The 26,986-nt window shown below is 65.3% G+C and carries 30 protein-coding genes and 1 pseudogene; 14 read left to right on the forward strand and 17 right to left on the reverse strand.

What is annotated here, in order from left to right:
• A partial coding sequence (locus L810_RS28065; RefSeq protein ID WP_257008999.1) for a transposase occupies positions 1–363 on the reverse strand: 363 nt, incomplete at its 3' end.
• Positions 364–387: 24 nt separating this feature from the next.
• Here L810_RS28065 and L810_RS28070 point away from each other — a divergent pair.
• From L810_RS28070 to L810_RS28115, 11 genes and pseudogenes are all read left to right on the forward strand, one after another.
• Positions 388–639, forward strand: coding sequence for an ABC transporter ATP-binding protein (locus L810_RS28070; protein ID WP_011516046.1), 252 nt, complete (start codon positions 388–390; stop codon positions 637–639).
• A gap of 50 nt (positions 640–689) precedes the next feature.
• Positions 690–857 carry a hypothetical protein gene (locus L810_RS47575; protein ID WP_021161685.1) on the forward strand — a complete coding sequence of 56 codons (168 nt, stop codon included), beginning with the start codon at positions 690–692 and terminating at the stop codon, positions 855–857.
• Positions 858–956: 99 nt separating this feature from the next.
• Positions 957–1,316: pseudogene (locus L810_RS28075) on the forward strand (ABC transporter permease); the annotation flags it as partial.
• Positions 1,313–2,851, forward strand: a complete 1,539-nt coding sequence (locus L810_RS28080) for an efflux transporter outer membrane subunit (RefSeq protein ID WP_011516038.1) — start codon at positions 1,313–1,315, stop codon at positions 2,849–2,851. The pseudogene L810_RS28075 and the gene L810_RS28080, both read left to right, overlap by 4 nt.
• Positions 2,852–2,870: 19 nt before the next feature.
• Positions 2,871–3,074 (forward strand): YgaP family membrane protein, encoded by a 204-nt coding sequence (locus L810_RS28085; RefSeq protein WP_010792188.1) that lies wholly within the window; start codon positions 2,871–2,873, stop codon positions 3,072–3,074.
• 7 nt (positions 3,075–3,081) lie between these two features.
• Positions 3,082–4,491 carry an MBL fold metallo-hydrolase RNA specificity domain-containing protein gene (locus tag L810_RS28090; RefSeq protein WP_011516037.1) on the forward strand — a complete coding sequence of 470 codons (1,410 nt, stop codon included), beginning with the start codon at positions 3,082–3,084 and terminating at the stop codon, positions 4,489–4,491.
• The gene (locus tag L810_RS28095; protein ID WP_011516036.1) at positions 4,491–5,357 is read left to right on the forward strand and encodes a TIGR00730 family Rossman fold protein; all 867 of its coding nucleotides are present in this window, start codon (positions 4,491–4,493) and stop codon (positions 5,355–5,357) included. Before L810_RS28090 ends, L810_RS28095 begins: the two co-directional genes overlap by 1 nt.
• Positions 5,358–5,503: 146 nt before the next feature.
• Entirely contained in the window at positions 5,504–6,535 is a 1,032-nt protein-coding gene (gene istA / locus L810_RS28100; protein WP_042976508.1) for an IS21-like element ISRme20 family transposase, read from the forward strand.
• A complete protein-coding gene (gene istB, locus L810_RS28105; RefSeq protein ID WP_011516034.1) occupies positions 6,535–7,341 on the forward strand; it encodes an IS21-like element ISRme20 family helper ATPase IstB in 807 nt (268 codons plus the stop codon). Before istA ends, istB begins: the two co-directional genes overlap by 1 nt.
• Positions 7,342–7,540: 199 nt before the next feature.
• On the forward strand, positions 7,541–8,650 hold the full coding sequence (locus tag L810_RS28110) for a lipid A deacylase LpxR family protein (protein WP_231886079.1): 1,110 nt from the start codon (positions 7,541–7,543) through the stop codon (positions 8,648–8,650).
• Between the two features lie 48 nt (positions 8,651–8,698).
• A complete protein-coding gene (locus tag L810_RS28115) occupies positions 8,699–9,172 on the forward strand; it encodes a cytochrome c (protein WP_029310270.1) in 474 nt (157 codons plus the stop codon).
• A gap of 37 nt (positions 9,173–9,209) precedes the next feature.
• On the opposite strand, the gene L810_RS28120 is transcribed toward L810_RS28115, so the two are convergent.
• From L810_RS28120 to L810_RS28160, 9 genes are all read right to left on the reverse strand, one after another.
• Positions 9,210–11,195 (reverse strand): relaxase/mobilization nuclease domain-containing protein, encoded by a 1,986-nt coding sequence (locus L810_RS28120; protein ID WP_041240063.1) that lies wholly within the window; start codon positions 11,193–11,195, stop codon positions 9,210–9,212.
• A 436-nt stretch (positions 11,196–11,631) separates the two neighbouring features.
• Positions 11,632–12,219 carry a S26 family signal peptidase gene (locus L810_RS28125; RefSeq protein WP_011516030.1) on the reverse strand — a complete coding sequence of 196 codons (588 nt, stop codon included), beginning with the start codon at positions 12,217–12,219 and terminating at the stop codon, positions 11,632–11,634.
• Positions 12,216–12,749: a DUF2840 domain-containing protein gene (locus L810_RS28130; RefSeq protein ID WP_011516029.1), complete on the reverse strand. Its 534-nt coding sequence runs from the start codon at positions 12,747–12,749 to the stop codon at positions 12,216–12,218. The genes L810_RS28125 and L810_RS28130 overlap by 4 nt, the downstream gene beginning before the upstream one ends.
• On the reverse strand, positions 12,746–13,018 hold the full coding sequence (locus L810_RS28135) for a hypothetical protein (protein WP_011516028.1): 273 nt from the start codon (positions 13,016–13,018) through the stop codon (positions 12,746–12,748). Before L810_RS28135 ends, L810_RS28130 begins: the two co-directional genes overlap by 4 nt.
• Positions 13,015–13,653, reverse strand: a complete 639-nt coding sequence (gene parA / locus L810_RS28140) for a ParA family partition ATPase (RefSeq protein WP_011516027.1) — start codon at positions 13,651–13,653, stop codon at positions 13,015–13,017. The genes L810_RS28135 and parA overlap by 4 nt, the downstream gene beginning before the upstream one ends.
• Positions 13,654–13,906: 253 nt before the next feature.
• Positions 13,907–14,764, reverse strand: coding sequence for a replication initiator protein A (locus L810_RS28145; RefSeq protein WP_021161696.1), 858 nt, complete (start codon positions 14,762–14,764; stop codon positions 13,907–13,909).
• Positions 14,765–14,790: 26 nt separating this feature from the next.
• Positions 14,791–15,072, reverse strand: a complete 282-nt coding sequence (locus tag L810_RS28150) for a helix-turn-helix transcriptional regulator (RefSeq protein ID WP_003107109.1) — start codon at positions 15,070–15,072, stop codon at positions 14,791–14,793.
• An 83-nt stretch (positions 15,073–15,155) separates the two neighbouring features.
• Positions 15,156–15,917 carry a DUF2285 domain-containing protein gene (locus tag L810_RS28155; protein WP_021161697.1) on the reverse strand — a complete coding sequence of 254 codons (762 nt, stop codon included), beginning with the start codon at positions 15,915–15,917 and terminating at the stop codon, positions 15,156–15,158.
• Between the two features lie 307 nt (positions 15,918–16,224).
• The gene (locus tag L810_RS28160) at positions 16,225–16,575 is read right to left on the reverse strand and encodes a DUF2958 domain-containing protein (RefSeq protein ID WP_021161698.1); all 351 of its coding nucleotides are present in this window, start codon (positions 16,573–16,575) and stop codon (positions 16,225–16,227) included.
• A 243-nt stretch (positions 16,576–16,818) separates the two neighbouring features.
• Between L810_RS28160 and L810_RS28165 the strand changes: the two genes are divergently transcribed.
• Positions 16,819–17,124 (forward strand): helix-turn-helix domain-containing protein, encoded by a 306-nt coding sequence (locus tag L810_RS28165; protein WP_011516021.1) that lies wholly within the window; start codon positions 16,819–16,821, stop codon positions 17,122–17,124.
• Positions 17,125–17,188: 64 nt separating this feature from the next.
• Here the strand turns inward: L810_RS28165 and L810_RS28170 are convergent, their stop codons facing one another.
• Positions 17,189–17,503, reverse strand: coding sequence for a DUF736 domain-containing protein (locus tag L810_RS28170; protein WP_041240055.1), 315 nt, complete (start codon positions 17,501–17,503; stop codon positions 17,189–17,191).
• 827 nt (positions 17,504–18,330) lie between these two features.
• Between L810_RS28170 and L810_RS28175 the strand changes: the two genes are divergently transcribed.
• Complete coding sequence (locus L810_RS28175; RefSeq protein ID WP_011516018.1) at positions 18,331–18,849, forward strand: GNAT family N-acetyltransferase; 519 nt, start codon at positions 18,331–18,333, stop codon at positions 18,847–18,849.
• 207 nt (positions 18,850–19,056) lie between these two features.
• Here L810_RS28175 and L810_RS28180 read toward each other — a convergent pair whose 3' ends face one another.
• The 6 genes from L810_RS28180 to L810_RS28205 all read right to left on the reverse strand — a co-directional run bounded on the left by L810_RS28180 (position 19,057) and on the right by L810_RS28205 (position 26,521).
• The gene (locus L810_RS28180) at positions 19,057–21,108 is read right to left on the reverse strand and encodes a ParB/RepB/Spo0J family partition protein (RefSeq protein WP_021161701.1); all 2,052 of its coding nucleotides are present in this window, start codon (positions 21,106–21,108) and stop codon (positions 19,057–19,059) included.
• 78 nt (positions 21,109–21,186) lie between these two features.
• Positions 21,187–22,011, reverse strand: coding sequence for a DUF932 domain-containing protein (locus L810_RS28185; RefSeq protein WP_041240053.1), 825 nt, complete (start codon positions 22,009–22,011; stop codon positions 21,187–21,189).
• Between the two features lie 708 nt (positions 22,012–22,719).
• Positions 22,720–23,112 carry a hypothetical protein gene (locus L810_RS28190; RefSeq protein ID WP_011516015.1) on the reverse strand — a complete coding sequence of 131 codons (393 nt, stop codon included), beginning with the start codon at positions 23,110–23,112 and terminating at the stop codon, positions 22,720–22,722.
• A gap of 278 nt (positions 23,113–23,390) precedes the next feature.
• Complete coding sequence (gene radC, locus L810_RS28195) at positions 23,391–23,897, reverse strand: RadC family protein (RefSeq protein WP_021161703.1); 507 nt, start codon at positions 23,895–23,897, stop codon at positions 23,391–23,393.
• A 351-nt stretch (positions 23,898–24,248) separates the two neighbouring features.
• Positions 24,249–25,325, reverse strand: a complete 1,077-nt coding sequence (locus L810_RS28200; protein WP_011516011.1) for a PDDEXK nuclease domain-containing protein — start codon at positions 25,323–25,325, stop codon at positions 24,249–24,251.
• The gene (locus L810_RS28205) at positions 25,322–26,521 is read right to left on the reverse strand and encodes a tyrosine-type recombinase/integrase (RefSeq protein WP_011516010.1); all 1,200 of its coding nucleotides are present in this window, start codon (positions 26,519–26,521) and stop codon (positions 25,322–25,324) included. The genes L810_RS28200 and L810_RS28205 overlap by 4 nt, the downstream gene beginning before the upstream one ends.
• Before the next feature lie 234 nt (positions 26,522–26,755).
• Here L810_RS28205 and L810_RS47580 point away from each other — a divergent pair.
• Positions 26,756–26,986, forward strand: a 231-nt coding sequence (locus L810_RS47580) for a hypothetical protein (RefSeq protein WP_155836395.1), incomplete at its 3' end; no start/stop codon positions are given.

Here is a 26,986-nt window from a genome sequence, read left to right on the forward strand (position 1 = left end):
ACCACTCTTGACGTTAGCTCCGGTGATTTCCACTGCCAGTACGTCGCCTTCAGCATCCATGGCCAGATGCATCATGCGCCATGGCGTACGCTCAGCTTTCTTGCCGTATTTCTTTTCGTACCATGCGCCGGCATGAGAAAAGCGCAAGCCCGTGCTGTCCACTATCACCGTCACCGGCTCGCCTTCATTGAGGCGCTCAGCCGCGCGCACGCACTTCCTGCGCACCGTGATGTCCAGCGAAGCAAACAGGTCCGACAGATGGCCAAAGCTGGGTACGGGCAGCTCGACGCCACGCCCGCGCCAATAGTCGTGCATGAAGCCCGCGAATTCCCGCAAACCCATCCGGTACATGCGATACAGCATAAACAGCAAGTTTGAGATAGCCCCTTGATTCACCGGACACGGTCTCTGTTTCTGGATGAACCCACTTCAGGGGTAGATCCCATCACCCGGCGCGAATTCTGGACCCACATCAACGGACTGGCCCGCAAGGGCGTGACCATCATGGTCACCACCCACTTCATGGACGAGGCCGAATACTGCGATCGCGTGGCCATGCTGTCGCGTGCGCAACTGATTGCGCTGGATACGCCCGACGCGCTCAGTATGAGCTCCATTAACCGCATCCTATTTGCCTAGAGGGAAGTCGTGCACAGTTGACTGGGTGATGATTGAAAACGGAGTCGAGGATGTCGGAAGCGGTAGCGCAGTGGGCGGGCCACTTGGAGGCGATCGAGGCCGAGGGTACCGCGCTCAAGCGTTCGGCGATCAGCCCAGAACGGCCCGACCCGACGATGGAGGACGCCTTCATTCACCTGGTGGAGTCGGCGGACCGCGAGATGGAGGCCACCATATGAACGGCGCCACAATGCACAAAGACGGGAGTGGCCCCCTGCAGACCGACTTGCGCCGTTTTGATCTGCGGCGCTTGATGGCACTGGTGACCAAGGAAAGCTACGGGCTCGTTTGCGCTCCTGCTCGCCAGTCTGGTGCTGTTCATCCTGTCGGTGGTCGGCATCGGTCTGATGATTTCCGCGGTCAGCATGACGCAGCAGCAGGCCATCCTGGGGGCGTTCGCCATCGGCGTGCCGGCGGTGCTGATGTCCGGCTTTGCGACGCCTGTGGAAAACATGCCCGTCGTCCTGCAATGGCTGGCCCAGGCCATTCCGCTGACCCACTTCCTCATCATCGTCGAAGGCAGCTTTCTCAAGGCCATGCCGCCCGGTGACATTCTCGCCAGCCTGTGGCCGCTGGCGGTCATCGCCCTGGCCACGCTGACGATGGCCACCGTATTCGTCCGAGGACGCCTGCAATGAAATCCAAGCCCCGCACTCCCTTTCTTCGCGCAACCGTCACCGGCCTGACCCCTGGGCGCGCGCGTCCGCTCGCGCTGGCCCTGTCCTGCGTGCTGCTGACTGCCTGCGCAAGCGTGGGCCCCGACTACCGCGAGCCGCCGCCGGTCGACGTCGGCAGCGGCTGGAGCTTGCCGTTGGCAAGCGAATCCCAGTCCGCAGACTTGAGCCAATGGTGGTCTGCACTGGACGATCCCATCCTCGATCGCCTGATGGCCACGGCGCTGGCACAGAACCTGGATCTGCGCCAGGCTGCGGCACGCATCGATGAGGCACGCGCCCTGCGCGATCGTGTGGCCGGCGAGGCATTGCCCACCGCCGCCGCTGGCGCGAGCGTCAACCGGCGCCGTCAAAGCGAGAACGGCCCCTTGCCCGTAGGCTCGATCCCCGGCCTTGACGCCACGCAGACCATCTACGACGCGGGCTTCGACGCGGCCTGGGAGGCCGACTTGTTCGGGGCCAAGCGGCGCGCCCTGGAAGGCGCCAACGCCCGCCTGCAGGCGACCGAAGCCGAGGCACAGGGCATACGCATGCGCATCGTGGCCGAGGTCGCGCGCACCTGGTTCACCGCCGTCGGCGCCCGCTACGAGTTGCACGCACAACAGGCCACGCTGGATACGCTGCAGCAGACTTGGGAATTGGTGCGCCTTCGGCATGCGCTGGGCGACGCGTCGACCGCCGACGTGGAGGCGGCGTACGCCCAATGGACAGCAGTCAACGCGCTCATCCCGGATATCCAGGCGCGCCAGCGCGCCGCGGTACTCAGCCTGGGCGTGCTGCTGGGCGCACCGCCGGAGCGGGAGCTGGCACTGCTGGATGGCCCCTTGACGCCGAGCACGCTGCGGGCGCTGCCGGTGGGCGAGCGTGCCGACATGCTGCGCCGGCGCCCTGACGTACTGGCTGCGGAACGTCGCCTGGCGGCGAGTTCTGCCGACATCGGCGTGGCCACGGCCGAGTTGTTCCCCAAACTCTCCATTGGTGTCGGCGGCGGGTTCCAAGCGCTCAGTACGGGCGATTGGTTCGATGCATCCAGTTCGCGTTTTTCCATCCTGCCGCTGATTTCCTGGCGCCTGTTCGACGGCGGCCGCGTGCGCGCCGAGATTCGGGCGCGCGAGGCGGGGCAGCGGCAGGCCGCGCTGGCCTACGAGCAGGCCGTGCTGGCGGCGCTGGGCGACGCCGAACGCGCGCTGGGCGACTACCACGGCGGGCTGGACACACTGGAACGCCGTGGCATGGCACTGGATGCCGCGCGCACAAGCTACGGCCACGCCAAGGCGCGCTACGCGGCGGGCGACATTGCACTGGTCGAACTGCTGGCCGCCCAGCGAAGCCTGCACGAGGCCGAAACCGCAGCGGCACGCGCGCATACCAACGCCGCCGTGCAATTGGTGGCGCTGTACAAGGCCCTTGGTGGCGGCTGGGACGTATCCACGGCGGCATCCAGCGCAACCCATCTGCTGCGGGGCACTGCCGCCCCCGTCGCGTTTTCAAGCCGCTGATTCAACACAGGAGACCGTCATGCAAATCAACGTTGGAAATCTCGACCGCATTGTGCGCATCGTCATCGGACTGATTTTGCTCAGTCTCCCATTGTGGCTGGACTCATCTTGGCGTTGGCTGGGACTCATTGGAATCATGCCGCTCCTCACCGGCCTGGCAGGCCGCTGTCCTGGCTATCGCCTGCTCGGCCTCAGCACTTGCCCGATGCGAAAACCCGAGTGAACGCCCTATGAAACTCAGTTTTTTGGGCGCAGCCCGAGAAGTCACCGGATCGTGCTTCCTGGTCGAAGCGGCTAATGTCCGCTTCCTGGTCGATTGCGGCATGGTTCAAGGTGGGCGTGTAGCAGCAGCACGCAACTACGAGCCGTTTGCGTTCGACCCGGCGTCCATTGACTTCGTCCTGCTGACCCACGCCCACATCGACCATAGCGGGCTATTGCCCAAACTGACGCGCGCCGGGTTCAAGGGGCCCATCTACGCCACGCCAGCGACGGTTGATCTGCTCGGGGTGATGCTGCCCGATAGCGCTCACATCCAGGAAAGCGATGCCAAGCGGGTTGCCAAGCGGTTCAAAGAGAAGACCGTGCCGCCACCCCTGTATACCCTGCAGGATACACACGAATGCCTGCAGCAGGTACGCGGCATCGAATACGACCGGGAGTTCGCACCCCGCGTCGGGGTGCGCGCCCGCTTTCGTGATGCCGGCCACATCCTCGGCTCGGCCATCGTGGAAGTGTGGATTACCGAGTACGGTTACCCCACGAAGATCGTGTTCAGCGGCGATTTGGGCCAGCCGGGACGCCCCATCCTGCGCGACCCGACACCCATCGAGGACGCGGACATCCTCGTCATCGAGTCCACCTACGGCGACCGCCGGCACAAGGATTTTTCGGCGACCGAAGCGGACATGATCGGCATCGTCGAGAAAACCCTGTTCGAGCGCGGCGGCAATGTCATCGTTCCGGCCTTTGCGGTCGGCCGAACCCAGGAGGTGCTCTACCACCTACATCGTCTCACCTGCGAAGGGCGTCTGCAGCGTCCAATGGTGTTTGTCGATTCGCCGATGGCCACCGAGGCCACACGCATCACGCGTGAGCATCTCGAATTGTTCGACGAACAGGCGAAGCGGTTGGCCGGATGGCATGCGCGCGGCGAGAACCTCCCGTATCTGGATTTCACCGCGAGCGCTGAGGAGTCCATGGCGCTGAACCGGATTCGCTCCGGGGCCATCATTATTTCTGCCAGCGGCATGTGCGATGCGGGGCGTATCCGGCACCACCTGCGCCACAACTTGCCACGCCGCGAATGCAGCATCTTGTTTCCCGGTTTCCAGGCGCAGGGGACGCTTGGCCGGCGCCTGATCGAGGGGGCCGAACGTGTACGCATCTTCGGTGAGGACATCCCGGTACGTGCGGCGATCCACAGCGTGGACGGCCTCTCGGCGCATGCCGACCAAAAGGCGCTGCTGGATTGGGCCCGTGCTTTCATTCAAGCACCGGCGCAAACCTTCGTGGTGCATGGGGAATCGTCGGCCGCGCAAGCCTTCGCTGAACTCTTGCAGCAGCAACTCGGCTGGCAGGTCACGGTGCCCGAGTATGGCCATGCGCTGCGCTGGCCGGACTTTCTGGCGCACGAGTGATGAAACCTGCAGAAGATCTCGCTGAACGCCTGCGCGCCATCCGCGAGTCACCAACATACCGTCTTGCGTACGAAGACATCGAGCTGCTTGGCCAGGACGAACTGCGGCCGCTGCGACTACAACTCGAACTGCTCAAACCTGAGCGCATCCTGCACGAGCAAGGCATTCACTCGACGGTAGTGGTCTTCGGCAGCGCACGCGTGAGCGATGCCGAGACGGCAGAAGCCCGCCTTGGCGCGCTGGAGCGTCAGGCGCTCGTCACTCCGGAGAATGTCGGGCTGAGGCAAGAGCTTGCGCGAGCCAATCGCCGGGTCGAACAGGCACGTCACTACGAGCAAGCGAGGCGTTTCTCGGGCCTTATTTCGGCGCGTTTCCAGCAGCAAAACCGCCGTGATTTCGTCGTCGTCACCGGGGGTGGGCCCGGCATCATGGAGGCCGCCAACCGCGGTGCTTTCGAGGTTGGCGCACGTTCGATTGGCCTCAACATCACGCTGCCCCACGAACAGGCACCCAACCCCTACATGTGCCCGGATTTGGCGTTCCGATTCCACTATTTCGCGCTGCGCAAGATGCACTTCTTGTTGCACGCCAAGGGCTTGGTGGCATTCCCGGGTGGCTATCGAACGCTCGATGAGCTGTTCGAGGTGCTCACCTTGATCCAGACCGGAAAGATGCAGCGTATTCCGGTAGTGCTGGTCGGCCGTGCATTCTGGCATCGCGTAGTTGATTTCGATCTTCTGCTCGACGAAGGCTATGTCTCTCCATCCGATCTCGACTTGTTCACCTGCGTAGACAAAGCAGAGGAAATCGTCAGTGCCCTCGAACGCTTTTACGTCACCAGGGCAGCAGGCGATGGGGCAACATGATTGGCATCGACGGGTATCGCTGGAGCCTGCGCGGCACCAAAGTGCAGCAGCCGATGCAGTGCTGTCAGCAGCACGTTGAAAATGACCCAGCGGCAGCACATTGGATTTGACCCACCCGGGTAGGATGGGCCCTTTTTGGAGGGCCAGTGCTTACAAGGGAGGTAATCGTGGAAATACGTGTGTTGGCCCGCCAAGGATTAGGAATCCGGGAGATCTCGCGGGAACTGGGGCTGTCGAGGAACACCGTGCGCAAATACTTACGCAGTTGTGCTGAGCAGGATCGTGCGCCGCGATCGGGGCGCACGCAGAAGCTCGATCCGTTCAAAACCTATCTGCATGACCGGGTTCGCGCAGCGCATCCGGCCTGGCTGCCGGCGACCGCGCTGCTGATCGAGATTCGCGCGATGGGTTATGACGGAGGCCTGACGCGGCTGCGGGTCTATCTGCGGTCGCTGAAGTCGATCAAGGCGCCGGAGCCACTGGTACGTTTCGAAACCGATCCGGGGCAGCAGATGCAGGTCGACTGGATCGTGTTGCGACGTGGCAAGCTGCCGCTGTCGGCATTCGTTGCGACGCTCGGTTACAGTCGGGCGAGTTACGTCGAGTTCGTGACCGACGAACGATTGCCGACGCTGCTGGGATGCCATGAGCGCGCGTTCGACTTCTTCGGTGGGGTTCCTCGCGAGGTCCTGTACGACAACGTCAAGACGGTGGTGATTGGCCGAGACGCCTATGGTCCCGGACTGCATCGCTATCAACCGGCCTTCCTCGACTTTGCGAAGCACCACGGCTTCGTGCCGCGCCTGTGCAAGCCCTACCGAGCGAAGACCAAGGGGAAGGTTGAGCGCTTCAACGGATACCTGCGCCGCAGCTTCTACAATCCGCTGGCAAGCCGGCTCGCTCAGGATCGCCTCTCGCTTGACGCGACCACGGCGAACGCCGAGGTCGTGCGCTGGCTGAGAGATGTCGCCAATGTGCGCATCCACGGCACGACTGGACAGTCGCCGCTCGAGCGTCTCCTGCTTGAGCAACCGAAGCTGCAGCAGTTGCCGGAGCCGTGGCGCGCGAACCTGCCGTCAGCTTCCGTGCCGACGATGCCACCGCCGTCGCGGTTCGATGATACGCCGCTGCAGCATCAGCTGTCAGTGTATCAAGCCCTGCTGACGGAGGCACGTTGATGGACATCCAGCACGAACGTATCCTCGAAGCCTGTCGACAACTGCGGATCGACACGATGGGCGAGCAGTACAGCATGTTGGCAGCTCGCGCGGCAGCGAACCAACTCACGTTTGCCGACTTCTTCGAGGCGCTGTTGAAATCTGCGATGGACGCGAAGCACACGCGGACCAAATCCATGTTGCTGCGCACGGCCGGCTTCCCTGTGCTGAAGACGCTGGAGGAGTTCGACTTTACGTTTGCTCACGGCGTTGCCAAGAAATCGGTGCTGGAGCTGTCGTCGATGGCCTTCGTCGAGCGCGCCGAGAACATCGTGTTGCTCGGGCCGAGCGGCCTTGGCAAAACGCATCTGGCGATCGCACTCGGTTACATCGCAACGCAGATGGGGATCAAGACGCGCTTCATCTCTGCGGCGGATCTCGTCATTGCCTTGGCCGCCGCTTCCCGGCAGGATCGATTGGCCGACTTCCTGAAGCGCAACATCATGAACCCACGGCTGTTGATCATTGATGAGGTCGGCTATCTGCCGCTCGGCCGGGACGATGCCAATCTGTTCTTCCAGGTGATCGCCAAGCGGTATGAAAAGGGTTCCGTGATCGTAACGAGCAACTTGCCGTTCGGGCAATGGGACCAGACGTTCGCCGGAGATCAGACGCTCACGGCCGCGTTGCTCGACCGCCTCCTGCATCACAGCCATGTTCTACAGATCAAAGGCGAAAGCTACCGACTGAAGGACAAGCGAAAAGCCGGCGTGATCCGATCCCGTGCATCCGAAAGTGCTGAACAGCAACTGGAGATGCACGCGTAAGTGATGATCAGCAACATCGTTTGACCCTGGGTCAGGCGAAACCGATGGCCAGCAACTGACGCTGACCCAGGGTCACGCAACATGCTGGGCATCAACTTGGTGACCCAGGTGGGTCAAATCTAATGTGCTGCACAACGGCCCAAGTGGGTCACTTCTAAGTTGCTGTTGACAGTGCGTCACCTTGTTGATTGCGGGTGCATTGTTCAGCCCGATCTCTACTTTCGGTTCCGAAGTCTCGCTCTCTACAAATCCTTCCTCCTGCTCGCCAGAGCAATCCCTGCGCTGGCGGGGCGGCACCCTGCGTCTGGAGAACGATTTGTTCACCGGCTCCGATCGCAACTACACCAACGGTGTCGCGCTAACAGCAGTCTCACGCGATCTGCAAGGCGGGCTCCGTCCGGAGTGCCTGCCCCAGCCGATTGGTTTGTACGCCCGCTTCATCGGCTGGGCTGATCCAGGCTTCTGGCACGAAGCCGGCGCCCACTCGTCGTCGCAAAACCTCGTTGTGCGCTTTGGCCAAGCCATGTACACGCCCGAGAACAAGACGCGCACCGATGTGATTCCAGATGACCGACCGTACGCTGGTTTGCTCTACCTGGGTTTGGCGTGGAATCGCCGCATCCACCCACAAGCTGCCAGCTACGAAATGCTTGACGTGCGTGAGTTGACCCTGGGCGTGATCGGCCCCTGGTCGCTGGCCGAGCAATCTCAGGATCTGGTGCATCGCGCACGCGGCATTGAGCGCTTTCGCGGCTGGAACAACCAGTTGCGCAACGAGCCGGCATTTCAGATGGCCATGGAGCGCAAGTTCAAGCCGTACACGGAGGGTGCCGTCCGTCCTGGATGGGGCAGCGACGTGATCGGCAGCTATGCCTTGCGGGTCGGAAACATCGAAACCGCCGCCAGTACCGGCGTGGAGTTTCGCGCGGGCTGGAACATACCGAACGACTTCGGCAGCTATCCGATCCGCCCTGGCGCGGAGAACCGCCCGCCCTCTGGTGTTGCCGATCTGCGCACGACAACGCCGCAATCGGTCCTGGCGCCCAAACCTGGGGCACATGTCTTCCTGAGCCTGGAGGGTAAAGCCGTCGCCTGGGACTTCTCACTCGACGGAAACATGTTCCGGCATAGCCATCATGTCAGCCGGCGGCCTTGGGTCGCGCAAGCAGCTCTCGGCATCAGTAGCCAATGGATCGTTGCTGGACGTGGCGTGCGGCTCGCCGTGATGCGCGTTTGGAGAACCCGCGAGTTCGACCAGCAGGCGGGCCATCACGCATTCGGATCGATCGCGCTGAGTCTGGAATTTTGAGGACACCTGCAACCATTCGTTAGACCCAAAGCATTCGTCACAACATCAATGGAGAAATTCGTGAACCAGCCCCTGAAACCCAGATCGTTCTTCACCGTCTCGCTGTCCGTGCTCTTGGCAACCTTCGCCACGGCACTCGGTGCGCAGTCCGTAGAGGCGGCAAAGCCAATGGCGCTTCGTACCATAATGGAAAGACTCGGTCGCGACATGCAAGCCGTCACGGGCGCGATCTCCAAAGAAGACTGGCCACTGGTCGCCGAGCTAGCACCACGAATCGCCAAGCATGCCGAGCCGCCCATGTCGGAAAAGATGCGCATCCTTGCCTGGCTTGGGGCAGACGCTGGAAAGTTTCGGGGTCTTGATGGACAGGTCCATGACGCCGCGACCGCCATGGGCGAGGCTGCACAGCGGAATGACGGCCAAGCAGTCATCGCGGCTTTCTCCAAAACCCAGCAAAGCTGCCTAGCCTGCCACCAGAGTTACCGTCGCTCGTTCGTGGAAAAGTTCTATGGAAGCCGCTAGCAAGGGATGGCTACACCTGTTGACGGAAGACTAACTTCTATCCAATCGATATACCTCGACGAATTCCGAGTTCCCAGGAAGCCGATCCTTTGTGAATGGTCGCAGCGAGTTGCTGTCCCAACCGCTGCTCGATCACCGGCTTCCACGGCACCAGGCTGAACCCCATGCCGTCATCGAGCATCGCGTAGCGCCCGCTAGCGAGCATGACGGAACGCCTGTAGATGCCAGCCACGCGTTGGCCGTCGGACACGGGCCGGTGCTCCAAGCCGGTTTCGGCCGCAATGTCCTTGGCGGCCTGCGCCAATTCCCGATTGCGCAGCGTGCCCAACAGGTTCCGGGCCAGGATTACGCGCTGCCCACGGCGCTCGGCCAGCCCCTGTTCGGCCAGGAAGTCGGCGCGCTGCTGCATCGCTTGTTTGGCCTCGCTGCCAAAGCCCAGGTTGCCAAGGCCCGAGCCGCCGCCGATCAGTTGGTGGTCGAGCCAGGTGGCCCCCATCACGCGGGCCTGCCGCTCGATAGGCAGGTGCGATTTCAGTTCCACCGCCACGCCGCCCAGGCGCTGCGCGTCGTAGCGGCGGCCCTGCTCGGGCAGGTCGCCCGGCACCTTCCACAAACCTTCGGCCACGCGCTCCACGATGCCGGCCCGGCGCAGGGCTTCAAGGCGGCGAACGTGAGCCGCGACGATTTCCTGCGGATCGCGCCCATGCGTGGCCCGGCCTTGCTCAATCGCCAGGTGATGATCGGTGCGATACAGGCCATCGCTCGCCAGTGCAGCGATGTTCTTGTCGGCCGCGCGCACGTCGGCCGAACCCTTGACCTCCACCACGGCGCCGGTCGGATAGTTCGCCAGCTCGTCGCGGGCGTTGAGCGCGACGTAGTGGGCCTTGCCGTCCACGCCGTCGATGACCAGGTAGCCCCGGTCGCGCAGCTCGTCGGCCAGCCCCTTCGCGGCCACGCGGCCGAGAATGGTGCGGTCGTCGTCGCCCGGCTCGAACACCGCCAGCTCGCGCGGCTGGCCGCGCATGGCTCGCTGCATGGTGCGGATGATGTCGCCACGCTCGCCCAGGGCGCGCAGGGTCTTCTCCGCGTCGGCATGGACGACCCAGGTGCCCGGCCGCAGCTCGTCGGCCAGGCCCAGGCGCTGCAAGCGTTGCAGGCGGCCGATCAGCGGCAGGCGCTGGCGTTGCAGCATCGGTTCGTTGAAGCGTTCGGTCTGCACCCGGCCGTCCTCGCCGGCCTCGCGTTGGAGGGTGCGGTCGAGGCTCGTCCACCGCTCCTGTTCCACCTCGCGCTGCAAGGTCTGCTTGATCTCCAGCTCGGTGCGCGGCCCCAGCCATTCGGTTGCCAGTTCGGCGGCGCGATGGCGGAAACCATCGGTGATGTAGTCGCCCGCGATGATGAGGTCTTTGCCGGTGTCGTCGCGCCCGCGCACGACGATGTGCGTGTGCGGGTTGTCGGTGTTCCAGTGGTTCACGGCCACCCAATCGAGGCCCGTGCCCAAGTCGGCCTCCATGCGGCCCATGAGATGCCGCGTGTAGGTGCGCAGGTCTTCGAGTTCCGCGCCATCCTCGGGCGAGAGGATGAAGCGGAAGTGGTGCCGGTCATCCGCGCAGCGTTCCTTGAAGCCGTCGAGGTCGGCAGCATCGGTCTGCGGCCCGTAGGCTTGGCCCGGCTCGCCATCGCGGCCCACGCCATCGCGCTCGATGTAGCGCAGGTGCTTGGCGAGCGACTGCGGACTGGCCTGGCGCTGGTTGACCAGCAGCGTCTTGATGGTCACGCGCCGCGACATGGGCGTGAGCTTCGCCCCCGCGAAGCGCGCCGCCGTGTGGCCGCGACCCAGGCGCGAGCCGGGCCGCTGGACGGTGCCCCTCCCGGTGCCGCCAGTCGTCCCAGGACGGCGCACCGAGGACTTGCCGCCGCTGGCCTTGCCCGCCTGCTTGAGCACCTTGGAGACGAAGCCCTGGCCTCGGTTCTTCGGGGCGCTGGGGCGGATGCGGAAATCATCATCGCGGCGGTCGGTCATGGTTATGCCCTCTGCAACCTCTGGCGTGTCCGGTCGTGCAAAGCACGCGGACATGCCTGCATTGGCGCGGGCCTCGCGCCACAAGCGGCACGGCGGCGAAGCCGCTGCGTGCTGCGCCACCCCCACGTGCAGACTGGCTTTCGACGCGGCCCGGTGCCGCGTCCTTTTGTCTTGCCTTCCGCCTTTGCCCCTCGCTGGCGCTCCGGGCAGCGGCGGCCCGGCGGCGCTGCTGCGTGAGCAGCCAGCGCGCCGGCGAACGCGGCGACGGCCACAGGCCGGGCGCGTTCGAGGCAAGACGCCTGCACATGGGAAGGCTGCGCGAAGTGCAGCGCGGATGCGCTGGCACTGCACGCGCGACGACACGCGGAGAGCCACTGGAGCGGCACGCCCGATGGCACGATGAGATGCACGGCAACGTGCAGCGAATCAGCCGCCATCATGGGCGTGACTCCAGCCAGACCGGATGCGCGACGCCGATCACGGCGGATGTGCTGACCGGCCCGAAATACCGGCTGTCGAACGACGCCTGGTTGGTCACACTCAAGAGGAACAGTTCGCCGGGTTCGAGGCGACGGCATTGCTGCCAGGATGGCAGCGGCCGGCCCCAGCGGTCAGCAGGCAGCACGGCGGCCGAAAGCACGCCGTCAATGCGGACAACGCGGCCAGTGATGCACACCTCCTGCGGCGCGACGGCGCCCACGCGCTTGAGCAGCGGCACGCGCGTCGGCAGGTAGCCGCGCTGCGCGGCCAGCACGGCGGCGTCTGGCGGCAGCGTGGTCAGGACGATGCTGCCCACGGACAAAGGACGTGGCAGCGAGGCGGTGCCGTGGTGCAGCGGATCGACGCGATACCAGCCGACCGCCACGCTGTCGGATGGGTTGTAGATCAGGCGCGGCAGCGGATGCACGAAGGACGCCCAGGCCAGCGCAGCGAGGCCGCAGGCGGACAGGCCCGCCAGCACGAGGCGAGCGCGCAAGCGCGAGCGAGGACGCGGCGCGGTGCTGGCAGTCGAAACGGCGGTCATGGTAGTTCCCTCCCGATGAGCCAGGCGGCGTGCCGCTCGGCGGTGTATTCGGGCAGCGGTAAGCGCGCAGCGAGACGGTTGGCGAGCGTGCGCCAGTACGCGGGCGAGACAGCGGCGGGTGCGATACCCAGCGCTTCGATGGCGTCGATGCGCTCCAGCACGGCGCGCACTTGGTTCTCGCCCTCGGCGTGCAGCAGCAGGCGCGCGCCCGGCTGCACGCCGGGGATGCGCTGTGCCGCATCTAGTGGCGTGCAAGCCTGCATCACCATGAGCTGCCAGCGAACAGTGCCGTAGTCGTTGGCCTGCCACCGGATGCGGCACAACATGGCGCCCGGCAGGAACACGGCGCAGCGCCGCCAGCGGTCGAGCTGGTGCGTGCGCGCAGGTTCGCCGAAGCGCAGGTAGAGCTTGAAGCGCGGTTCGATGTAGGCCAGCGCCACGCGCGTCAGCGGCGCGCTGGCAAGCTGGCCGGAAGGTGCTGCGAGCGCAGCCGTGGCCGCGCCAGAGGCAGGCGAAGCGGATGCGGTCATGGGGTGTTCTCCCTGCGGTGCTCTGGAAACTCCCGTTCCAGCAGGCCGCGCAGCAGGTCGGCCACGGTCACGCCCTGCGTGAAGGCCGATACCTTGATGCGCGCCCGCATCGCGGGCGTGATGTCGAGGGTCAGACGGGCGGTGTAGAGGTCGCCCTTGTTAAGCGCATCGGCATCGCCCTGGCGAATCCACGCCTCGGCGTGCGGATTAGCCGGTGGACGCGCGCCGATGCCGACGCGCTTTGCGCGAGGTGGCGGCTTCGCTGTCATGTCGGCCACCGCAGCAGTTCGTCCACCAGCGCAGTGATTTCGCGCGCGGCGGCGCTGTCCGGCGCCGTCTCGCGTGCAAGCCGGCCAGCGGCCACGCTGTCGGCGAACACGATGCGCTGATGCACTTCCGCGCGCAGCGCAGGAAGCGGCTGGTCGGCCAGCGCCTGGCGCGCTTCGCGCCCGATCACGGTGGTACTGACGCGCCGGTTGATGACGAAGGCCGCGCGCAGCGCGGGCCGAAACACCTGCGCTTCGCGGATCAGCGCCACCATCTCGGCGCTGGCCCACAGGTCGTAGGGACTGGGCTGCACCGGGATCAGCACGCGCTCGGCCGCCAGAAGCGCGGAGCGCGCCAGCGCCGCGATGCGCGGCGGGCCGTCGATGACGACGTGATCGGCCCGCTTGGCGAGTTCTGGCGCCTCTTGGTGCAGCGTTTCGCGTGCGAGGCCCACGGCGCTGAACAGCCGCGGCAAGCCTTGTTGGCTTCTGCGCTGTGTCCAGTCCAGCGATGAACCCTGCGGGTCGGCGTCCAGCAGGACGACGTGCTGGCCGCGCATCGCCAGCTCGCCGGCGATGTGCGTGGCGAGCGTGGTCTTGCCCACGCCGCCTTTCTGGTTGAGCAGAGCGACGATCATGGCGCGGCCCTCCGTGTTGGAAAGCCGGGCTTTGGCTGCTGCGCTTGTGGCCGCGTGGTGGTTGTCCACCGCAACGGCGTTTCTCTACTAAAAGTTAGAGAAATTAAGTTAGGGAAGTTAGAGGGCGAACAAACCCAATGCTGGCGCGGGTTTGCGGCCGATCGGCACGCCTGATAGCACGATAGTCCCACGCCTGATAGCACGATACCCCGCACGCCTGATAGCACGACACCATCCACAGGCTTTCCCGGAGTTATCCCCGTGCCGTCTGCGGCACGGGCCGGAAGGTCAGCAGCTCCATGCCGTTGTCCGGCATCCGCTCGATGCCCAGGACGTAGCCGGGCAGCGATTGCCGCGCGACCAGCGCGCGCAGGTCGCAGGCGAAGTCGTAGGGCTTGGCGGTGCTGCCGGATTTCTGGTGCAGGTAGCGAAAGTCGAACTGCCAGCCGTATGCCTGCTTGCCGCCGTGCTTGCGCACCAGGCGGTACAGCCACCGCTCGATTCCTCCAGTGAGCCGGAAGTACGCCGGGTCGATGGTCAGCACCAGGGCGGCGTCGAGCACGCCCGCATAGAACCAGTCCGGCAGGATCAGCTCGATGCCCAGCGGCGTGCCGCTGGCATCGGCCAGTTCCTTCCATTCGTTGATCCACGAGAAGCGATGCAAGCGCCTTCCAGTGGTTTCTCGGATGGACGTGGCCACCGTGGTCGATTGCAGCCGGTCGAGCGCGGCCTTGAGGCGCTGGTAGTCGCGCAGCGACTTGCCGCGTCCAATGAAGCGCAGGATCTCGTAGGGCGTGGCGCGCATCAGCCGCGACGGGCGCAGGCCCGCGTCCTTCGCCTCCACGATCTGCGAAGCTGCCCATATCAGCACGTCCGCATCCCAAATCGTGGCGATGCCGTGCTCCTGCGTGCCCTCCACGCGGATAGTCACGTTGCCCGCGCGGAAGTCGATGGGCTTGACCCGCTTGGACTTGGCGAGCGAGAAGAACGGATAGGCCATCAAATCCTGGCTGTCGCGCGGTGCCATGTCGCCGGGCAAGGCGCGGAACAGGTCGAGCTGTTCGCGCTCCTGCAACGGCCGCTGCCGCATGGGCAGCGCGGTGCTGGACATGGCGATGGCCTGCCGCGCGCCGCCGATCAGCGCGCACGGCTGTCGGCCGAGTGGTGCTCGGCATATTCGGGATCGGAAGTCGTCTCGAAGCTGCGGTCGGCGGCCCAGGCATCGAGGTCGGCCACGGCGTACATGACACGCCGGCCGAACTTGCGAAAGCGCGGGCCACCGCCGATCACACGCTGCTTTTCCAGCGTGCGCGGCGACAGGCGCAGGTACTCGGCGGCTTCGTCGTTGGTGAGATAACGCTGCGGCTGCGCGGCAGCAGTCGAGACAGTGGCGGCAGGCCGCAAGGGAGCGGGACGCATGATGTGAACCTCCATCGGTTGAAAACGCCCGGCCACACAGCGCGACCGGATGGAGGCAGTCTCAGAAAACCAAGCTGTCCTGCTCAGGGCCGTTTTGCGTCGTCCTCAAAACGACCCTTCTCAAGCGGCGGAAGCTGTGCTAGGCGGCGATAGCCGCCGCGCATCAGCGCGTCGCCGCGCCGTACCAGGCGGCGCACCTTGGAGCGCAGGCCGCCGTCGCTGTACCAATCGGCCACGGCGTCGGCACCGAACAACCCTTCGCCCACATCGCGCAAGGACGCGCCCGCAAGAATCGCGTCGAGCGCCTGCAAGGTGTGCAGCTCCAGCAGCGCGGCGGATGTGGGCCGGGGTTTGACGACAGCGAGGCCCACGCTGGACGGCTGGTTGCGCGCAGCCGCGACAGCGCTGCCGCGGTGGGCATAGGCGACAGCCATGCCGTCTTCCAGGCCGGGCGCGAGCGCGAAGCGCAGGCAATGGCCTGGGCTGCGTGCGATCAGCGCCAGCCCTTTGCCGTCGTGGAGCAGGTGCTTGTGGCCAGGGATACGCCAGAACGCGAAGGCGGTGGCGTCCTCCGGCGGATCGGCGTCGGGGTAGAGCTGCACCACGGCCGCATGACCAGGCAGCCAAGCGGGATGCGCGTCACGCGCATCCAAGGCCGGGTCTTCCAGCAGGCGCAAGCCCCAGCGATGCGCTGCTTCAGGCCGGCGATGACGGCGCAGCCAGTCGAGCCGGTAGTCGGGATGCCTGCGCAGATATTCCCAAGCGAGCGAGAGCGCATCCAGCCACAAAACATAGAGGTATGCCGCAGTTGGATACCAATGCGCGAAGTGATGAAGATTGACCATGACGCCTCCTCCTGCGAACAGGACTCGCCGCCACGGAAGAACTACGCGCTACATCGCCCTCGTCGGAACGTCATGGGTTAGAAAGGTGGATGGGGCTGTCAAGACTGATTGGCTCCGATGCGTTGCGGTATTCGTCTCAATGCTGCGGCGGCAGCGCCCGAAAGGGGGCACTGCACAAGTCAGCCTGCCGCAGCCCGCGCCAGGCATCCTGTCTATTTGGGTCAGACTGGTGGGGCTACGCCGCAAGAATGTGGATTGAGACTTACCCGGTATGACACCAGACTGAAAAAGTCACAGTAGGACGTATTCAGTCCGGGATCGCTCCGTCGCGCTCGGCCAGCCGGGTGTATTCCGACAACGTGCGTGTGGGACGGAAGTAGAGGTCGCGCATCACGGGCTGCTGGTGCGGCCCGACGATGCCGGCCAGATCGGACAGCTTGACGGTGCCCTGGGCCGGCATCCCGATCCCCAAGTCGATGAGGCCCCAGGCGGTGTCGCCATCGGCTGGGTCGAGCGCAGCCAGCAGCCAGGTCACGTGCGCGTCCGGCGTGAACAGCCGCACCACGGGCACCGGGTCGATGGCTCGGCCAGCGGCACGGGCCTCGCCGTTGGCGAGCAGTTGCGCGCGCTCCGGGGCGGTGGCGAGTGGCAGGGGCATGGTCGGCAATCCCACAAATCCAATGATGCACGAATGCGGTTGCACGCCAAAGCGCAGAGCCGCGAAACCGGATTTGCGCCTTGGTGCGCAAGCACCGATGCGCTTGCGTGGCTTTGCCGGAATCCGCCGATGCAGATTTCCGTAAAGACACAAACACTGATAACAACGCCAAATGAACACTATAGATTGTAGTCCTATAGGGCGCAATGGGATGTCATCTTGGTTTTTCAAGGGAAACCATAGGTGGCGGCTGGGAACTCATTGGCGAAGGCGTTGAAGACAGTTAGAAAGGCGCGTGGCTTGAGTCAGGAAGCCTTCTCTGACGTGTCCAGTCGCACCTATATGAGCACCCTCGAACGCGACCTCAAAAGCCCGACCCTGCATAAGCTGGCCGAGCTGTGCGAGGTGATGGACATCCACCCGCTCACGCTGCTGACGCTGGCCTATGCGGGCGACAGCCCGCACAAGGCCGACGAGCTGCTGGTGCAGGTGCGCCGGGAGCTGGAGGCGGTGTTGAAGGAACGCGACGCGGCGAAGCCGCGCGCGTGACGTGGTGATGTGCTGCGAACAAGCAGCACAGCGCCCCGCCGCGATGGGCGGGGCGCTGCGGCGGTCACGCCGCCTGGGGCTTGGTGCGCGACCAGATCAGGTCGTGCGTGCCGTCCTCGCCTTCGATCAGGCGGGCATAGATCGGAGCCGGGAACGAAGGATCGTCGAGGGTCACGGACTTGTATTCCCGCCCGGCCTCGCTGGTCTTGTTCCACGCCGCGCCGATGTCGTGGCCTGCGGCCTGGAGACGGAAGTCGGGGGCGTTCTCGCTGCTGCCCTTGTCGTTGGGAAGCAGCTTGACCTTGACGTTGAGCGTCAGGGTGCGAAGCGTGCCGGTGAAGCCGTCTTTGTCTGCGGTGAAGGTGCCGATGTTGGCCATGATGTTTGCTCCTTTCGGTTGAACAAGGTTCGCGCCCATCGCGTCCTTGTTGTGATCCGGCCGGCGGGGGACGGGCTGGCTGCACCGCTTGCGGTCGAAACGCAGTGGAGAGCCGGGAGGCGAAAAGAATTTGCTGCGCGAGGAAGCCGCCGAACGCAGTGACGAAGGCGGGGAAATTGTTTTCGCCGGACGGTTGCAGCCATGAAGCCCGAGGCGCAGCCGCGCCACCGCCAGGATTCACAACGAGACAAGGACGCCTTGGGCCGGACCGCTCCGAAAGGAGATGGGGCCGGCTCGGCATCCCCGCACGAAGGCTTCTCCGGCTCGCCCACTGACGCGGGCCAGGTCAACCACCCGACGACAGGCGAGAACGCCCCCGCCGCACCTTGCGGCGCCGCTCTTGAGGCGTGGCGTGGAAGCTCCATAGCGATGCCGGGCGGGTTGTCCGTGAACCGTCCTTCGTGACGTGATGGGCAGGAACCGCCAGCGTTGAGGACGGCACGCACCTGCACAACCTGCCGCAGCGAGCGCCAGCGTGTTCGCCAGCGCCCCGCCCATCGCGGCGGGGCGCTGGCCGGGCCGATCCGGCGCAGCCGGTTCGGCGTCATCGAGGGGCGCCAAGCATCGCGCGGCGGGGATAGCCCGCAGGACTTTCCCCTGGAGGCAAGCGAAGCACGCAGCGCCGCAGGCGCGAAGGCGTGAGGGATTGAAGCCGAATGGCCGTGACGGCAAAGGCGGCACGGGGCGCAGCCCGAAAGCCCGGCGGCGCAGTGCGCCGACACGCCCAGGCCGTTCTATATTTTCAGGAAGCAATCGAAGACAAGCCCATGACCCTCCAGCTCCGACACGAAACCCCGGACGACATTGCCGCCATCGAGGCCGTGACCATCGCCGCGTTCGCTGATGCACCACACACCAGCCACACCGAGCAATTCATCGTGCGCGCCTTGCGTGCCGCCAACGAACTGACGCTTTCCATCGTGGCCGAAGAACATGGGCGCGTCGTCGGTCACGTCGCGCTGTCGCCAGTAACAATCACCCATGAGCACGGGCGAAAGACCGAGGGCTGGTATAGGTTGGGGCCGATCTCCGTCCTGCCGCCAAGGCAGGGGCAAGGCATCGGTTCGCGCCTGATGGAACAGGCGCTGTCTGAACTGCGGGCTATGCAGGCCGCAGGCTGCGTGCTGCTGGGCGATCCAACGTACTACACGCGCTTTGGCTTCCAGGCCCATGCGGGCTTGCAACTGCCGGGCGTGCCGCCCGGCTATTTCATGGCGCTGGCCCTGCATGGGACAGTGCCGGAAGGCATCGCGCACTACAGCGATGCCTTCAACGCCGCCGCCTGAGCCAGCGCGAAGGCGGCGGCGTTCTGATTCGGCTATTGGCCTTGAACACCGGGCGCGGCCACTGTCGCACCCGGATTTCGCGTCCACCGCGCCCAGGGCGGAACGGCCTGGGCGCGGTGCTGATCGCGGTTATTCCTTCGTCTCGATGCGCCACCACACAAAGCGAAGCGCCCCGGTCGAGGCCGGGGCGCTTGCCTTCGGCGCGGGTCAAGCGGCCAGTGCCTCGGTGGGTTCATCCGCCATTGCCTCGGTATCCTCCGAGGCGTCCTGCTCCGGGCCTTCTTCCTGCGCGGTCTCCTGCGGGCCTTCGGCCTTGAAGATGGCGGGCATCCAGCCGGTGCCATCGGCCAGCCGCTCGGCCTCGCTGGCAATGTCGGCCTTCTTGAGCTTCGCCAGCCGGGTGATGGATTCCGGTGCAAACGCGCTCACGGCATCCAGAAGCACAGCCTTGGAAACGTGCTTGAAGTAGCCTTCTGCGGTCGGCTTCCACCATGCGGCCATGTCGAGGCCCACGGCCTGCGCCAGTTCCTTGCCGGGCTGGTGCGGCGTGGCACGGGGCGTCACCACGTCCACCGTGGAAGCCACGCACACGGCCAGCAGCCGCACCAGTTCGTCTTGCGACTTCGCCAGCAGCGCGGCAAACAGTTCGGCGCTGTCCTCCGGCAAGGCTTCCCCGGCTACCTGTTGCAGTTCGCGCAGCGCCACGGCGGCGGGCGATTCTGGCCAGTCCGGGGCCATGCCTTCCAGCCGGTCTTGCAGTTTCAGGCTCACGCCCAGCGGCAAATCGTGCCCGTAGTGGTTTTCCTGCAAGACGGTCTGCACCATGCCATGCACCAGCGCGGCCAGCGCGACGTGCGGATGCCGGGCGACTTCGATTTGCAGCGCCGCCGTGCGGTGGGCGCTCAACCGCTGCGCCAGCCGGTCGGACAGGCTCGCGGCCTTGGGCGCGTCGTCGGCGTCCTCGTGCTCGTCGTTAGCGGCTTCGCCTTCGGTACTGCCGAAACCGCGCCGCAGCTTTTCCAGCGTGCGCAGCGCCTTCGCCTCGGCTTCGCGCAGCAGGCCGCGATGAATGACGGGCTCGCCGTTGCGGTCGATGGTGACGATGGCACCGGCCACCTCGCGCACCTCGGGGGCATAGCCTTGTAAGGCGTCCTCCGCGTCTTGCAGTTCCCCGATCACCTGATCGCGCCGCTGTTCCAGTTTCTCGGCCTTGGCCTCGTCCTCGGCGTCGCAAGCGTCCTCCAGTTCGGCGTCGATCTTTTCGAGGCGGGTTTCCAGCGAGGCCATGCGGCGGGCCTCGCGGGTGGTCGGCTCGCGGCGATGGCGCGGGGCGTTCTGGAAAGCCTGCCGTTCCTCGTAGGCCAGATGCGGCACGGCCTCCACCCATGCCCAGCCCTCGGCGCGCACGTCCTCGGCCAGCGTTTCCAGCTTGTCGCGCACCAGCGTTTCCAGCACTGCGGTATCGGTGAGGTAGGTTCCGGCATCGCCTTCTGCGAACAGGTCGCGGCGGATGCCGCCGCCTGCCTGCCGATAGGTGTCCAGCCCGACGAAGCGCACCAGCGCGTGCGTGGCGTCGATTTCACGCTCGGTCAGGCGCTCGCGCAGCGCGGACGGGCTGCGCTGCCATTCCGGCGCACCGTAGAACGCGGCCTCCTGCGCGGCATGGTCGTCGGTGATGGTCAAGGCCATCAACTGTTCCAGCGTCACGCCACCGGCGCGATAGTCGGCCATGAGGCGCGGCGAGACGTTCGCCAGCTTCAAGCGGCGCTGCACCACCAGCGGGGACACGCCGAAGTCGGCGGCAATGTCCTCGATGGGGCGTCCTTCCTTGACCAGCGCGGCGAAGGCCGCGAACTGGTCGGCGGGGTGCATGTTCTCGCGCTGCACGTTCTCCGCGAGGCTGACGGTGCGGGCCGAAGCATCGGCCACCAGCAGGCACGGCACTTCGTAGTCGGCGGGGATGCGCTTCTTCTTCGCCAGCAGCTTCAAGGCGGTCAGGCGGCGGTCGCCTGCGACGACTTCGTATTGCTCCCCATCGGCGGACAGGATGACGATCAGGTTTTGCAGCAGGCCGATGCGGGCAATGCTCGCGGCCAGTTCGGGGATGGACTGGCGCGGGGTCGTGCGGACGTTGCGCTTGGAGCGGCGCGGCAGCAACTGCGAGAGGGGAACCAAGATCAGGTTCTTGGTCGGGTCGGCCACTTCCAGCGGTGCGGCGGCTTCGATGGCGACGGCTTCGGTTTTGAGTACGGCGTTCATGGTGATTTCTCCTAGCGGTTGGGATGCAGCAGCGAGATAAGCGGCAAGGGCTGCTGCCTGCCCCTGCCGCGTGGGGATTCAGGCTTTCAACTGGCGCAGGCCATCGGCCAGCAGCCACAGGGCGCGATTCAGGCGCACGCTTTGGTCGATGCCCTGCACGGGCCGGGTGGTCTGGCGGCGGCCATTCGCGGCGCGGGCGGACAGGCCGCCTTTGGTCAAGTTCTCCTGCGTGCGGTTGAACACGCTCCACAGGTCGCGGCGGTCGTCGTCATGGCGGCGCGGCATCAGGATTTGCGATTCCGTGATGGGCGCTGGCTTGTCCTCGTCGTACTTCAACGCCAGCGCAGCGCGGGCGAACACTTCCGATTCCCCGGCGTCGAGCGTGATGGCGCGCATGGCATCGCGCGATTCCTGCACCCGGTCGAAGCCGTGCAGGACTTCGTAAGCGCCTTCGATGACGTGCCCGGCTACGTCGCCCTTGTGCGGCACGCGCACGTCGGCCACGGTGTCGCCGCAGACAAGGCCATTGCTGCAAACGAAGCGGAACATCCCGGCCAGCATCTGATAGCTGCTGGTGCCGTCATGGGAGTTCAGCAGGATGATTTCGTTGGCCTCGCGGCCGTTGATCTGGCTGGCGTGGCGCAGCCGGATCATGTGCTTGGTGTAGTCGCGGCGGTCGTCGTGGCGCACGCGGGTTTGCGTCACCATGAAAGGCTCGAAACCTTCTCCGCGCAGTTCTTGCAGGACGGTCGCGGTGGGGATGTAGCTGTATCGCTCGGAACGGCTTTCGTGCGGGGCGTCGGCGAAGATGGACGGGGCCACCCTGCGGATTTGGTCATCGGACAGTGGGTAATCGCTGCGCAGTGCCGGGGAGCGGGAAGCGAAACGGGATGCGAGTTGCATGGTCTTTCTCCTGACAAAAAGAGGTTTGCTGTTCACACCGCACACCGGATTCCTAGATTCGGAAGCCCAGCCTTTTGGCTGTTCGGTGCGGTCGGCACGAGGAACCCGGTTGGCCCTGTTGCCACCGTCTTTCCTGAGTTCATCGCCCGCGACGGTCAGGAGCGCGCGGACGGGGGCCGTCAAGGAGTCAAGCGCAGGGTTGGTGCGGCCCGCAGGCGCAGCCGAGGACACGGCCCTGCGCGCCTTGACGGCCCCCGGCCGCGGGCTACAGTCGCGGTGAAGGTGATGAAGTCAGGGGAGACGGCTGGACATGGCAACGGCCCCTCAACACGCCGACCGCACGGCAAGCGAAGCGCGCAGGCCCGGATCTAGGAATCCGGGCCGGAGGCGTCAGCCGAGCGGAGCGAGGGAACGATGGAAGCCCGCAGGGGCGAGACGCCGCAGGCGGCTCGATGCACAAGCTCATGCGCCAGTCATTGGGAAACAGGTTCGACAGCGATTGCCGTGGTCTGGCCGATCCGGCGCAGCCGGTTCGGCGGTCTTTGAGGGGCGCCAAGCATCGCGCGGCGGGGATAGCCCGCAGGGCTTTCCCCTGGAGGCAAGCGAAGCGCGCAGCGCACCAGGCGCGAAGGTATCGGCAACGGGCGCAGCAGAAAAAAAGGTGCGCCGCCCCCGCAGGGACGACGCACCGAAGGCTGTACGGCGCGATCAGTTCGCCGCCGGCGCCGTCATCGACTGCAACTGGTCGATCACGCCGGGCTCAACGAACACGCAAGCCTGCTCGGCCGCGATCGGCACGTTGAACACCTGAGCGAACAACGTGCGCCGCAGATGAGCCAGCCGGCCCGTCCGGTACGCCTGCTCGGGCTTCATGCGCCCGCCGGCCTGCGAGCCGCTGCGCTGCGGATCGCATTCGACCAGTGCGACAAAGCCATCGTCGGACAGCTTCTGATGCTCGGGGCACAGGCCCCAGCCGGTTGCCGTATGGCGCTCCATGCTCGCGCGCAGGCGCTTGTCCAACAGGATGGCGCCGGTATCGAACGCTGTGCCGCAGACCAAGCAAACGTGCTGTTCGAGGGAAACGTGTGATTTGTCGTGCATGACTGTTCTCCGGTTGCACGGGCGGAATTGCCCGGAACCGTCGCCAGCACGGCGCAGCGCAGCAGTCAGGGGTCGAAGACGGCCACGGGCCGCAAGCGTGCTGGCACGCGCCGCCCTTGACGGCGAGCACGCCGTGATACGGTGAAGGGACACAGCAAGACCGCCCCCAACCCGACACCACCACACCTGTTTTTGGCAAGTGCGTAGCACGCGCAGGCCCGCGAGGGCCGGAGTTGCGCCGCCGGGCGCAGCAAAAAGGGGGCCGAAGCCCCCAAAGGTCAAAGCAGGCCGCGTTCGGCGAATGACGTGGTACGGCTTCCAGCGATAATGATGTGATCCAGCGTGCGAACGTCCACCAGCGCCAGCGCCTGCCGAAGCTGCGAGGTCATCGCCTTGTCGGCCGCGCTCGGCTCGGGGCTTCCGCTCGGATGGTTGTGCGAAACGATGACCGCCGCTGCATTGAGCCGCAGCGCCTGCTTCACCACCTCGCGCGGATGCACCTCGGCGGCGTCGATCGTGCCGTGGAACATCTCCACGTAGTCGATCAACCGATGGCGCGTGTCGAGGAACAACACCGCGAAGACTTCGTGCTCGAAGCCGGCCAGCTTGGCGCGCAGGTAGTCCTTCACCGCCTCCGGCGAAGTGAACGCCTCGCCGCGCTGCATCTTCTGTTCGATGACCTGGCGCGCGGCCTCCAGAATCTGGTCGGCGTCCGCCGGCCGATAGCGCCCACGGCCATCGCGCACCATCAGCGGAGTATCGAGAGAGAGGGAAAGTTGCGACATGATCGTGCTCCGGTTGCTCGGGCGGAATTGCCCGGAACCGGCGCCAGCACGGCGCAGCGCAAGCAGTCAGGGGTCGCAGACGGCCGCCAGGTCGCAAGCGCGCATGGCGCGCGCCGCCCTTGACGGCGAGAACGCCGTGATACGGTGAAGGGAACAGCAAGACCGCCCACACCCGCCCACTGCACACAGTCGGCTTTTGGCAAGCGGAGCGCGCAGGCCCGGATCAGCGAGCCGGGCCGGAGGCGTCAGTGATGGAAGCCCGCATGGGGAGAGACTCGCGCAGCGAGGCTCGATGCGCAGCACGACAGCGCGACGGCGGCACGCCGGGACGCCCGACTTCTTCGGACAGGACTACTGGTTGTCGGTCTTGCGCTGCTCGATCTGCAACTGCGCCCGTTGCGTTGCCTGTTGCAGCCGCTCCACCAGCACACCCCTCGGCGGCAAGGCAGTCAGATACTCGGCGACGTGGATGCCCGACTTGTCCAGCTCCAGCAATTCGATCTGCTCGCGCTTTTTGCCGGTGCAAAGGATGATCCCCAGCGGCGAGGCCTCCTCCGGCTCCCGTTCGTGCTTGTCCAGCCAGCGAAGGTAAAGCTCCATCTGTCCCTTGAAAGCCGCCTTGAACTCGTCGACCTTCAACTCCACTGCCACCAGCCGCCGCAGCTTGCGGTTGTAAAACAGCAGGTCGAGGTGAAAATCCTCGCCGTCAATTTGGATGCGCTTCTGCCGGGCCACGAAGCTGAAACCCGCGCCCAGCTCCAACAAGAACGACTCCATTTCGCGGATGATCGCCGCCTCCAAGTCGCCTTCCTGCCAAGTGTCCCGCAGCCCCAGGAAGTCGAGGATGTACGGGTCGCGCATGACTAGGGCGGGCGACATGCGCTGCGCATCGCGCATCTTCGCCAACTCCTGTGCGATCGTCTCGCCCGGCTTTTGGGACAGCGCCGTGCGTTCGTACAGCATCGAGTCGATGCGCTCACGCAGCGTCCGCACGCTCCAGCGTTCGGCGCTCGCCATCTGCGCGTAATAGTCCCGCTGGAGCGGGTCTTTCAGCGGGATCAGGGCGATGAAGTGCGTCCAGCTCAATTCTCGTATCAGTGATACGAGAATCTGCTCGTCGGGAAAGGTGGCTGCGAACTGCACCATGCGGCGCAGGTTCTGCTCGGCAAAGCTGTTGCCGTACTCCTTCACCAACTGCGCCGCCAGGGTAGGCAGGACTTCCTTGCCATAAGCGCCCCGGCGCCCGTCCAAGACCTGCGTGCGGATGCGCTGGCCGATGCGCCAGTAGAGCATCGTCAGCTCGCTATTCACCGTCGAGGCGGCGCGCTTGCGCGCCGCCTCGATCAGTGCCCGAATGTCGCCCAGCAGCGCCGAAGGCGCTGCGGACGACGCTGCGGACGACGCTGCGGATGACCGGCGCGTGTTCATGCTGCCGCCTCCGCAAGCTGGCGCGCGCCCGTGATGGCCTGGCGCCGGCTGGCCACCAGCTCGGCCGCATCGCGCACCGGCTTGTCCTCGGTGTGGACGTAGTGCATGAACATCGCCACAGTCTTGTGGCCCGTTAACTTCATGCCCACTTTGGTCGGCACGCCGGAATTGGCTATGTCGGTGGTCGAGCGATGGCGGATGCCGTGCGTGCCGACGTGCGGGACGCCGGCGGCCTTGAGCACCCGGCACCAGCCGCCATAGTGCTCGCCAAAGGTCAGGTGCTTGGTCGAGTCGTTGGGCGATGGCAGGACATAGGGGCAGCCCTCCCGGCGCGGCGCCGTCGAAAGCAGCCGATAGGCTTCCTCGCTCATGGGCTTGGAAATGCCGCCGACCTTGCTGTCGGGCCACACCACGCGCCGGTTCTCGAAGTCCAGCCAGCTCCATTCGAGCGGGCAGATTTCGGAGCGCCGGGCGGCAAACTCGAATTGCAGCCGGATCGCCAGCGGGATGACGTAGTTCTCCAGCCCTTCCGCCTCCAGCTTCTCCAGATGACGGAAGATCCGCACCATTTCCTCGTCCACGATGAGCCGGGTTTCCTTGCCCGGCGGGTACATCGGGACGTGGCGGCACGGATTCGTGCCGTCCGGGCGGTAGCCCCACACTTCGGCCAGGTTGAACATCTTGCGCAGCACGCCGAAGGTCTTGTTCGCCTCGGTCGGCTTGTAGGCCAGCTTCTCCATCAGCCCGGCAATGTCGGGCCGCTTCACGTCATGCACCTTCTTGCGGCCCAGCAGCGGGATGATGTTGCGGTCGATGACGCCCTGATAGCCGTCCTGCGTGCTGGGCTTGTTGCGCTTCTTGGAGTAGTCCTCCATGAACTTCTTGCACAACTCGGCCATCGTGGGCGCCTTGCGCGCCTCGGCCTTGGCGCCGCCGGGGTCGCCGCCCCGGCGAACCTCGGCCAGCCAGTCCTGTGCCTTGACTCGTGCCTGTTCGACGGTCAGCTCCCCGTATAGCCCCAGCGAGGGCTTGCGGGGCTGGCCGGAGTTCGTGCGGTACTGGAGCATGAACACCCGGCGGCCCGTCGGGGTAATCTTGCACAGGAAGCCGGGCACCACGGTATCCCGCAGTTCAACATCCTTGGCCTGGGGCTGGGCCGCCTCCACGGCGGTCTTGGTGAGCTTGATCTTTGCCATGATGACTCCTTGGAACGACCCGGATTCCAAGAGCCAGATAGGAGCGGCACGAGGGAAAACCGGGTCAAGTTTCAGAAAGCACCGGCATATGATGGACGCGCGTAAGCTATTGATAAACCTGCTGTATCGAGCTACGGCGCAGTCCAGCGAACTACCGGGCTGGAGTCATCGTGAAACAAAAAAAGTCATCAGGACCTGTTGCGTGACTTGATCTCGCACATTAGAGAGCGGGAGGTGCCGTTCTATCGCAAAGAGGCGAACGCCAACTATGTTGGTTGGCATCTGCTCGTCGCGCTGTCCATCTTGCTGTCGACTGCAGTAAGTCTTCTCGCTGCATTGACGCCGGCTGATCAACTGAAGGAGCCATGGATTCGTGGGCTGCTGATCGCGCTACCGATTGTTGGTGCGACAGTTACGGCGTTCATGCGTAGCTTTAGCTTCAATGTAAGCGCTAAATCTGCCACA

Source organism: Burkholderia sp. AU4i (assembly GCF_000466765.1).
In the GTDB taxonomy this organism is placed as follows: Bacteria; Pseudomonadota; Gammaproteobacteria; order Burkholderiales; family Burkholderiaceae; genus Burkholderia; species Burkholderia cepacia.